7 protein-coding genes are annotated in these 6194 nt (G+C 63.8%); 4 read left to right on the top strand and 3 right to left on the bottom strand.

The window, feature by feature from the left end:
* Both CP49_RS39500 and CP49_RS39495 read right to left on the bottom strand, forming a co-directional pair.
* A partial coding sequence (locus CP49_RS39500; protein ID WP_057855488.1) for a 50S ribosomal protein L25/general stress protein Ctc occupies window positions 1-667 on the bottom strand: 667 nt, incomplete at its 3' end.
* Window positions 668-964: 297 nt separating this feature from the next.
* Window positions 965-1246: an accessory factor UbiK family protein gene (locus CP49_RS39495; RefSeq protein ID WP_057855487.1), complete on the bottom strand. Its 282-nt coding sequence runs from the start codon at window positions 1244-1246 to the stop codon at window positions 965-967.
* 185 nt (window positions 1247-1431) lie between these two features.
* Here CP49_RS39495 and CP49_RS39490 point away from each other — a divergent pair, with 185 nt between their 5' ends.
* The 4 genes from CP49_RS39490 to pgeF are packed head-to-tail and all read left to right on the top strand — an operon-like array spanning window position 1432 to window position 4915.
* Window positions 1432-2166 (top strand): dienelactone hydrolase family protein, encoded by a 735-nt coding sequence (locus tag CP49_RS39490; protein WP_057855486.1) that lies wholly within the window; start codon window positions 1432-1434, stop codon window positions 2164-2166.
* Window positions 2167-2172: 6 nt separating this feature from the next.
* Window positions 2173-3015 carry a prolipoprotein diacylglyceryl transferase gene (lgt, locus tag CP49_RS39485; protein ID WP_057855485.1) on the top strand — a complete coding sequence of 281 codons (843 nt, stop codon included), beginning with the start codon at window positions 2173-2175 and terminating at the stop codon, window positions 3013-3015.
* An 8-nt stretch (window positions 3016-3023) separates the two neighbouring features.
* Entirely contained in the window at window positions 3024-4151 is a 1128-nt protein-coding gene (locus CP49_RS39480) for a class I SAM-dependent methyltransferase (RefSeq protein ID WP_057855489.1), read from the top strand.
* Window positions 4148-4915 (top strand): peptidoglycan editing factor PgeF, encoded by a 768-nt coding sequence (gene pgeF / locus CP49_RS39475; protein WP_057855484.1) that lies wholly within the window; start codon window positions 4148-4150, stop codon window positions 4913-4915. The genes CP49_RS39480 and pgeF overlap by 4 nt, the downstream gene beginning before the upstream one ends.
* A 4-nt stretch (window positions 4916-4919) precedes the next feature.
* Here pgeF and CP49_RS39470 read toward each other — a convergent pair whose 3' ends face one another.
* Window positions 4920-5921 (bottom strand): NADP-dependent oxidoreductase, encoded by a 1002-nt coding sequence (locus CP49_RS39470; protein ID WP_057855483.1) that lies wholly within the window; start codon window positions 5919-5921, stop codon window positions 4920-4922.
* Window positions 5922-6194 lie beyond the last annotated feature (273 nt).

Raw genomic sequence — 6194 nt, 5'->3', positions numbered from 1 at the left:
CACCCGCTGCAGGGGCAGCAGCCGGCGCCGCAGCGGCACCCGCCGCCGGAGCAGCCGTGCCTGCAGCGGCAGCCGCAGCAGCGGCCTTCTGTTCTTCGGCGTAGCCGGACGGCGGCACGATGGTCACCAGCGTCGCGTCTTCGCGGGAGAGCGCCTTCACGCCTGTCGGGAGCTTGATGTCGGAGAGATGCAGCGAGTAGCTGATTTCCAGCGCGCCGGCATCGACTTCGAGGTACTGCGGGATGTTGTCGACCGAGCATTCGAGGTCGACGGTATGGGTGACGATGTTGATGGTGCCGCCGCGCTTGACGCCGGGCGAGGTTTCGCCGTTCACGACGTGCAGCGGAACGCTGACGCGGATGGTGGCGCCTTCGCCGAGCCGCAGGAAGTCGACATGGAGCGGGAAGTCCTTCACCGGGTCGAGATGGAAGTCGCGCGGAATCACGCGATGCTTCTTGCCCTCGAGGTCGATGTCGAACAGCGTGGTCAGGAACCGGCCGGCCAGAATGCGCTGACGCAGTTCCTTGTCGTCGACCGAAATGGTCACGGGGGGCTCGTTGTTGCCGTAGATCACTCCGGGCACTCTCCCGGCGCGACGCTCTGCCCGGGCGGCCCCCTTGCCGCTCTGCGGACGCGCGGTCGCCTTCAATTCCTTGACGGTCGCCATCGTGTTAAGTCCTTGTTTTCTAAAAAGTTAAAGGCCGCATCGCGGCCCGTTGGCGTCCTACAGCAAGCCTCCAGGGGTGCGGGGGCTGCGGACGTGGCGGGCTTTTAGCCCCAACGGGGCGAAATGACAAGGAAATGAAGGGATTTTTCTGCAGTTTGGGGGGCAGGCGGCCCGTCATGCCCGGGCTCGTCCCGGGCATCCACGTCTTACTCTTGCGGCGGCAAAGACATGGATGGCCGGGACAAGCCCGGCCATGACGGAGAGAGCGATCGCGGGGTGCCCCCTACCCGTCCGTCTTCAGACTGCGCCGGTATCCGGAGCGGTCGGCGCAATACCGAGCTTGGCTTCCAGGGCCGCGATCCGGCTCTTGAGTGCCTCGTTCTCTTCGCGCGCCAGGCGGGCCATGTCCTTGACCGCGTCGAACTCCTCGCGTTTGACGAGGTCGAGGTCGCGCAGGATGCGTTCGGCCTGGTTTCGCATGACCGTATCGACCTCGCGCTTGACGCCCTGAGCGGCGCCGGCAGCGTCGTTCATCAAACGGCCGATCTCGTCGAAAAACCGATTGCTGGTCTGGGTCATCTGAAACGCTCCGGTCGCTGCAAAAAAGTCGTCACTGCCATGAAAATGGCGATCCTAAGGACAAGGTTCAAGTGCAGCGTTCAAGGCCGACGTGATGGCCGTTCGCCTTGTCATGCCCTGGTTTCCTTGCAATCGTATCACGCGCTTAACCGGAAGCCAGAATCACAAAGCAAGAAGAAACGCCCATGATCGACCAGCAGATCGATATTGCGACCAAGGACGGCAAGACTACCACCTTCATCACCCATCCCGAGCGCGGCGGGCCATTTCCGGTCATCATCTTCTACATGGACGCGCCGGCGATCCGCGAGGAATTGCGCGACATGGCGCGGCGGCTCGGCACCTCAGGCTATTATGTGATGCTGCCCAACATGTATTACCGCTCCGGCGTCATGGAGCTCGGGCCGATACCGCCGGACCCGGAAGCGCCGGAGCGCAAGCGGATGTTCGGCTTCATGAACTCCATCAACATTCCCATGGTGATGGAAGACACCAAGGCCCTGCTCGCCTTCGCCGAGACGCAAGCCGCAGCGAACACAAAGATCGTCGGCACGGTCGGCTACTGCATGAGCGGACGCTACGCCGTCAACGCGGCAACGCATTTTCCGGATCGTGTGAAGGCCGCCGCTTCGATCTACGGCACGCATCTGGCGACCGACCAGCCCGACAGCCCGCACCTTGCTGCAAGCAAGACCAAGGCCGAACTCTATTTTGCTTGCGCCGAGACCGATATCTATGCGCCGCAGGAGATTATCGACAAGGTAGCGGCCGGCATGAAAGGATCGAACAACGAGGTCGAGATCTACCCCGGCACCCATCACGGCTTCGCCTTCCCGAAGCGTCCGGTCTACCACCGCGACGCCGCCGAACGGCATTGGGAGCGGCTGCTGGCGCTCTATCGCCGCAACCTCGTGCCGTAGACATCGATGCCCTTTCTCACCATCGCCTTTCCGGTGTTCGATCCTGTAGCCGTATCGATCGGGCCGATCGTGATCCGCTGGTATGCGCTGGCCTATATCGGCGGCATCCTCTCGGGCTGGATTTACGCGCGCTCGCTGCTCAAGAACGAAAAGTTCTGGGGCGGTCCGGCGCCGGCTACGCCGGTTCAGATCGATGATTTCATCCTTTGGGTCACCATCGGCATTATCGTCGGCGGCCGCACCGGTTACGTCCTGTTCTACAATCCCGCCTTCTTCGTCCAGCACCCGGCCGAAATATTCCAGCTCTGGAATGGCGGCATGTCGTTTCACGGCGGCTTCCTTGGCTGCGTCGCCGCGGTGATGCTGTTTGCCCGCAGAAACAACATTTCAATCCTGTCGCTTGGCGACATCACCACCGCGGTCGCCCCGATCGGGCTGCTCCTCGGGCGGCTTGCCAATTTCATCAACAGCGAATTGTGGGGCCGGCCGGCCGACGCCAGCGTGCCCTGGGCGATGGTGTTTCCAAATGGCGGGCCGCTGCCCCGGCACCCCAGCCAGCTCTATGAGGCCGCGCTCGAGGGAATCCTGCTGTTTGCAATCCTGGCGGTCATGATCCGGATGGGCGCGCTGAAGCGGCCGGGCCTGATCCTCGGCAGCTTCATCACGATCTATGCGCTTGCGCGCATTACCAGCGAATTTTTCCGTGAACCGGACCCGCAGCTCGGATTTTTGTGGGGCGGGCTGACCATGGGTATGCTGTTGTCGGTACCAATGATCATTGCCGGGGGCATCCTGATTATGATGGCATGGCGCCGGAAGGCGCCGCAGCATATACAGAAGTCGATTTAAGGCAGGCCGTGACCGAATTCTCACCGTTGCAGGCGGAGATCAACAAGCTGATCAAATCGTCAGGACCGATGCCGGTCTGGCGATACATGCAATTGTGCCTGATGCATCCCGAGCACGGCTATTACGTGTCGCGCGATCCATTGGGCCGCGAGGGCGATTTCACCACAGCGCCCGAGGTCAGCCAGATGTTCGGCGAACTGCTCGGTCTATGGACGGCCTCGGTATGGAAGGCGATCGGCTCGCCGCCGATGCTGCGGCTGGTCGAACTCGGTCCGGGCCGTGGCACCATGATGGCGGATGCGCTCCGCGCGATTCGAGTGCTGCCGCCGCTCTATCAATCGCTCGAGATCCACCTCGTCGAGATCAACCCGGTGCTGCGCGAAAAGCAGCGGGCCACGCTATCCGGCGTGCGCAACATCACTTGGCACGACAGCATCGACGATGTGCCCGAGGGCCCCGCGGTCATTCTCGCCAACGAATATTTCGACGTGCTGCCGATCCATCAGGTGGTCAAACGCGAGACCGGCTGGCACGAGCGCGTCGTCAACCTCGACGCCAATGGCAAGCTGGTATTCGCAGCCTCGGACGAGCCGCTGCCGCGCTTCGAGGTGTTACTGCCGCCGCTGGTGCGCGCAGCCCCTATCGGCGCCGTGTTCGAATGGCGGCCGGATACCGAGATGATGAAGATCGCCGCGCGGGTGCGCGACCAGGACGGTGCGGCGCTGATCATCGATTACGGACATCTGCGCAGCGACGCCGGCGACACCTTCCAGGCGATCGCCCGTCACAGCTTTGCCGATCCGCTGAAGAATCCCGGCCAGGCCGACGTCACGGCCCATGTCGATTTCCAGGCGCTGGCGCGCGCGGCGGAGGACGTCGGCGCGCGCGTCCACGGCCCGGTGACGCAGGGCGAATTCCTCAAGCGGCTGGGCATCGAGACCCGGGCCGTGACGCTGATGGCAAAAACCACGCCGGAAGTGTCCGCCGATATTTCCGCCGCGCTGAAGCGCCTGACCGACAGCGGCCGCGGCGGCATGGGATCGATGTTCAAGGTGCTTGCAGTCACCGAGCCAAATCTCATCTCGGTCGCAGGTCTCAGCGACGAACCACAAGCGCCGGGAGACGAAACAGAATGACGTTCGGATCGTCGCTGCTCGCAGCCATTCCCGGGCTGCGCCACGCCTTCTTCACCCGCGAGGGCGGGATATCCAGTGGGATCTACCAGGGCCTCAATGGCGGGCTCGGCTCCAACGACGATCCGGCCAATGTCGCTGAAAATCGCCGCCTGATGGCCGAGCAGATGGGCGTTGCGCCCGAGCGCTTGCTCAGCGTGCACCAGATCCATTCGCCCGACGCGGTCGTTGTGACCGGCCCCTGGCAAGGCGACAAACCGCGCGCTGACGCGCTCGTCACCCGCACGGAAGGTATCGCCATCGGCGTCACCGCCGCGGATTGCGGCCCGATCCTGTTCGCCGACGCCAGCGCGCGCGTGATCGGCGCCGCCCATGCCGGCTGGAAGGGCGCGCTGACCGGCGTACTGGAATCCACCATCGACGCAATGGAGAAACTCGGTGCCGACCGCGCCGGCATCGTCGCCGCTATCGGCCCGCTGATCCGCCAGCACTCCTATGAAGTCGGCAGCGAATTCGTCGAGCGCTTCCTGGACACCGACGCGGAGAATGGCGTGTTCTTCATCCCCTCGGTGCGCGCAGGCCATGCCATGTTCGATCTCGCCGGCTTCATCCGCATGCGGCTGGAGAATGCCGGCGTCCTGATGATCGACGACATCGGCGTCGATACCTATTCCGACGAGCGCTTCTACAGCTACCGCCGCTCAGCGCACCGCAAAGAACCTGACTACGGCCGCCACGTTCACGCGATCGCATTGACGAGCGAGTAGTTCGTTACCTCACGCGCAACACCACCTTGCCCCGCGCCCGGCCGGCCTCGAGATAGGTGAGCGCCGCCGGCAACTGCTCGAAGGCAAATTCGCGGTCGATCACCGGCTTGATCGCGCCGCGATCGACGAGGCCGGCGATCTCGCGCAACTGGTCGCCACTCGGTTCGGTGAAAAACCAGCAATAGGTCGCGCCGGCCTCGGCGCTCGCGGCATAGACCTTCCGGCTCATCAGCCAGACCGCTGCGCGGACCAGCCAGCCCGCGCCCTCGCGCCGGGCGAAATCGCGATCGGGCGGGCCGCTCAGCGAGATCACGGCGCCGCCCCGCTTCACCACCTTGAAGGCGTCGATCGTGAATGCGCCGCCGAGCGTGTCGTAGACGATGTCGTAATCGCCGCCCTGTTCGAGATAGTTTCCGCGGTCATAGGCAATGACCCTGTCGGCACCGAGCGATTTCACGAAATCGACGTTCTTCGAGCTCGTGGTCGTGGTGACGTGAAGGCCGAGATGCCTGGCGTACTGGACCGCGAAAGTGCCGATGCCGCCGGCGCCGGCGTGGATCAAAATGTGTTGGCCGGCGCGCGCCTTGACGCGTGAAAATCCCTGCAGGGTCGTCAGCCCCACCAGCGGCAGCGCCGCGGCGTCCGCATACGATATGGCAGCCGGCTTCAGGGCGACGAATTGCTCCGGCAGCGCGATCTTTTCCGCAAAAGTGCCGATGGTCTCGCGCGAGGCGCGCGCATAAACCACATCGCCCGGCTTGAACCTGATAGCACGCGCGCCCGCCGACAGCACGATACCGCTGGCATCGAATCCGAACGGGCGCGGCAGTTGATATTTCGAAACGCGCTTGAGGTCGCCATGCACGATCTTGAAGTCGATCGGATTGAGGCTGGCGGCATGAATTTCGATCAGGACCTCTTCGGGGCCCGGGACCGGATCGGCGATTGCGGCAAGGCGGACGTGGTCTGCGATCGCGCCATAGCCGTCGAGAACAAAGGCGCGCATGGATCAATCCCGCGGGTTGAAGAATTCTGGCAACAACAAGGTGAAGCGGGACGCGCTCGACGCAATCTTTTTGGCGAGCCGGTGCATCCGCTGCCCTAGACCTTAACACATTTTAACGATATCGCAGGGAGCAATGAGGGACACCTTGATAGCTTCGTGCCTGAAAGCGCCGCGTGCCGTGATCGCCGCGGCGCTGCTTGTCGTCGCCTCGGCGCTTGGCGGCTGCGCCGGCGGCGGCGCAACGACGGGCAGCGGCTCGTTCGCGATGGCGAC

Origin of the sequence: Bradyrhizobium valentinum (assembly GCF_001440405.1) — a bacterium.
Lineage (GTDB): Bacteria > Pseudomonadota > Alphaproteobacteria > Rhizobiales > Xanthobacteraceae > Bradyrhizobium > Bradyrhizobium valentinum.
Note: the sequence above shows the minus strand (reverse complement) of the source record. Positions and strands in the feature narration are given on the sequence as shown.

What these genes read in the sequence shown, in the direction of transcription:
- lgt (WP_057855485.1), top strand. Translation starts at nt 2,173, where the DNA reads ATGCCCTTTCTCACCATCGCCTTTCCGGTGTTCGATCCTGTAGCCGTA.
- CP49_RS39470 (WP_057855483.1), bottom strand. Translation starts at nt 5,921, where the DNA reads ATGCGCGCCTTTGTTCTCGACGGCTATGGCGCGATCGCAGACCACGTC.
- pgeF (WP_057855484.1), top strand. Translation starts at nt 4,148, where the DNA reads ATGACGTTCGGATCGTCGCTGCTCGCAGCCATTCCCGGGCTGCGCCAC.
- CP49_RS39495 (WP_057855487.1), bottom strand. Translation starts at nt 1,246, where the DNA reads ATGACCCAGACCAGCAATCGGTTTTTCGACGAGATCGGCCGTTTGATG.
- CP49_RS39490 (WP_057855486.1), top strand. Translation starts at nt 1,432, where the DNA reads ATGATCGACCAGCAGATCGATATTGCGACCAAGGACGGCAAGACTACC.